Source organism: Chromobacterium alkanivorans (assembly GCF_016937655.1).
GTDB lineage: Bacteria > Pseudomonadota > Gammaproteobacteria > Burkholderiales > Chromobacteriaceae > Chromobacterium > Chromobacterium alkanivorans.
Map to the genome: position 1 here is coordinate 1 of NZ_JAFHKL010000030.1, position 3,318 is coordinate 3,318.

Consider the following 3,318-nt stretch of genomic DNA (forward strand, 5'->3'; position numbering starts at 1 on the left):
GATCTTTAACAAACTGAAGAAGCCGAATATATAAAGACGGCGAGATGGACACGTAGAGTTAACTCTTTACGCGGACAAATCGTCATCTTGGGTATTTGATTGTATCTAGGCTACGTCGCCATATCAAAAGGGGCGGTGTAGTCGTCGCACAAACACAACTTGTTGTTTTGGTGACCTAGGTTACTGAAATGATAGGGTCAAGCGACTAAGTGCATCTGGTGGATGCCTTGGCGATCATAGGCGAAGAAGGACGTGTAAGCCTGCGAAAAGCGCGGGGGAGCTGGCAATAGAGCTTTGATCCCGCGATGTCCGAATGGGGAAACCCCTCCGCAAGGAGATCCCAGACTGAATACATAGGTCTGAGGAGGCGAACGCAGCGAACTGAAACATCTAAGTAGCTGCAGGAAAAGAAATCAACCGAGATTCCGTTAGTAGTGGCGAGCGAACGCGGAAGAGCCTGTACGTGTTATGGATTGTGTTAGTGGAAGGTTCATGGAAAGGACCGCCATAGTGGGTGATAGCCCCGTACACGAAAACGCATTCCAAGGACTAGGCGTACGATAAGTAGGGCGGGACACGAGAAATCCTGTCTGAAGATGGGGGGACCATCCTCCAAGGCTAAATACTCATGATCGACCGATAGTGAACCAGTACCGTGAGGGAAAGGCGAAAAGAACCCCGGGAGGGGAGTGAAATAGAACCTGAAACCGGATGCATACAAACAGTGGGAGCGGACTTGTTCCGTGACTGCGTACCTTTTGTATAATGGGTCAGCGACTTACGTTCAGTAGCGAGCTTAACCGAATAGGGGAGGCGTAGGGAAACCGAGTCCGAATAGGGCGATTTAGTTGCTGGGCGTAGACCCGAAACCGAGTGATCTATCCATGGCCAGGATGAAGGTGCGGTAACACGCACTGGAGGTCCGAACCCACTAGTGTTGCAAAACTAGGGGATGAGCTGTGGATAGGGGTGAAAGGCTAAACAAACTCGGAGATAGCTGGTTCTCCCCGAAAACTATTTAGGTAGTGCCTCATGTATCACTTCCGGGGGTAAAGCACTGTTATGGCTAGGGGGTCATTGCGATTTACCAAACCATGGCAAACTCTGAATACCGGAAAGTGCGAGCATGGGAGACAGACGGTGGGTGCTAACGTCCATCGTCAAGAGGGAAACAACCCAGACCGCCAGCTAAGGTCCCAAATGATCAGTTAAGTGGTAAACGAGGTGGGAAGGCATAGACAGCCAGGATGTTGGCTTAGAAGCAGCCATCATTTAAAGAAAGCGTAATAGCTCACTGGTCGAGTCGTCCTGCGCGGAAGATGTAACGGGGCTCAAACTGATAACCGAAGCTGCGGATTTGCACGTAAGTGCAGATGGTAGGGGAGCGTTCTGTAGGTCTGTGAAGGTGTCTCGTAAGGGATGCTGGAGATATCAGAAGTGCGAATGCTGACATGAGTAGCGATAAAGCGGGTGAAAAGCCCGCTCGCCGAAAGCCCAAGGTTTCCTACGCAACGTTCATCGGCGTAGGGTGAGTCGGCCCCTAAGGCGAGGCTGAAAAGCGTAGTCGATGGGAAACGGGTTAAAATTCCCGTACTTTTATGCAGTGCGATGTGGGGACGGAGAAGGTTAGGTCATCAGACTGTTGGAATAGTCTGTTTAAGCCGGTAGGCTGGGGTGGTAGGCAAATCCGCCGCCCCTTAAGGCCGAGACGTGATGACGAGGGTCTACGGACCTGAAGTGACTGATACCACGCTTCCAGGAAAAGCCACTAAGCTTCAGCTGCATAAGAACCGTACCGCAAACCGACACAGGTGGGCAGGATGAGAATTCTAAGGCGCTTGAGAGAACTCAGGAGAAGGAACTCGGCAAATTGATACCGTAACTTCGGGAGAAGGTATGCCTCTTAGAGTGAATCCCCTGCGGGAGGAGCTTTGAGAGGTCGCAGAGAATCGGTGGCTGCGACTGTTTAACAAAAACACAGCACTGTGCCAACACGAAAGTGGACGTATACGGTGTGACGCCTGCCCGGTGCTGGAAGGTTAAGTGATGGGGTGCAAGCTCTTGATCGAAGCCCCAGTAAACGGCGGCCGTAACTATAACGGTCCTAAGGTAGCGAAATTCCTTGTCGGGTAAGTTCCGACCCGCACGAATGGCGTAACGATGGCCACACTGTCTCCTCCTGAGACTCAGCGAAGTTGAAGTGTTTGTGAAGATGCAATCTCCCCGCTGCTAGACGGAAAGACCCCGTGAACCTTTACTGTAGCTTTGCATTGGACTTTGAACAGACTTGTGTAGGATAGGTGGGAGGCTATGAAGTGGGAACGCTAGTTCTCATGGAGCCGTCCTTGAAATACCACCCTGGTGTGTTTGAGGTTCTAACCTTGGTCCGTGATCCGGATTGGGGACAGTGCATGGTAGGCAGTTTGACTGGGGCGGTCTCCTCCCAAAGTGTAACGGAGGAGTTCGAAGGTTACCTAGGTACGGTCGGAAATCGTGCTGATAGTGCAATGGCAAAAGGTAGCTTAACTGCGAGACCGACAAGTCGAGCAGGTGCGAAAGCAGGACATAGTGATCCGGTGGTTCTGAATGGAAGGGCCATCGCTCAACGGATAAAAGGTACTCCGGGGATAACAGGCTGATACCGCCCAAGAGTTCACATCGACGGCGGTGTTTGGCACCTCGATGTCGGCTCATCACATCCTGGGGCTGTAGCCGGTCCCAAGGGTATGGCTGTTCGCCATTTAAAGTGGTACGTGAGCTGGGTTCAAAACGTCGTGAGACAGTTTGGTCCCTATCTGCAGTGGGCGTTGGAAGTTTGACGGGGGCTGCTCCTAGTACGAGAGGACCGGAGTGGACGCACCTCTGGTGTACCGGTTGTGACGCCAGTCGCATTGCCGGGTAGCTAAGTGCGGAAGAGATAACCGCTGAAAGCATCTAAGCGGGAAACTCGCCTGAAGATGAGACTTCCCTGAGGGCTTGACCCTCCTGAAGAGTCGTTCGAGACCAGGACGTTGATAGGTCGGGTGTGGAAGCGCTGTGAGGCGTTAAGCTAACCGATACTAATTGCTCGTGAGGCTTGATCCTATCATTTGAGTGTCTTGGGAAACCGAGAGACGACGAGATAGTGGTTGTGCGACACAATTGAATACCGAATATATGTGGGTTGATGAAACATCAACTCAGGCTTCTTCTAGTTTGTACAAGTTTATGTCTGGTGGCCATAGCGAGGTGGTCCCACGCCTTCCCATCCCGAACAGGACCGTGAAACGCCTTAGCGCCGATGATAGTGTGGCATTCGCCATGTGAAAGTAGGACACC

The 3,318-nt window shown here is 52.0% G+C and carries 2 rRNA genes; both read left to right on the top strand.

Features of this window, described 5'->3' with window-relative positions:
* Window positions 1-195 precede the first annotated feature (195 nt).
* Window positions 196-3,084, top strand: a 23S ribosomal RNA gene (locus JW897_RS24025).
* Window positions 3,085-3,210: 126 nt separating this feature from the next.
* A 5S ribosomal RNA gene (gene rrf / locus JW897_RS24030) occupies window positions 3,211-3,318 on the top strand; the annotation flags it as partial.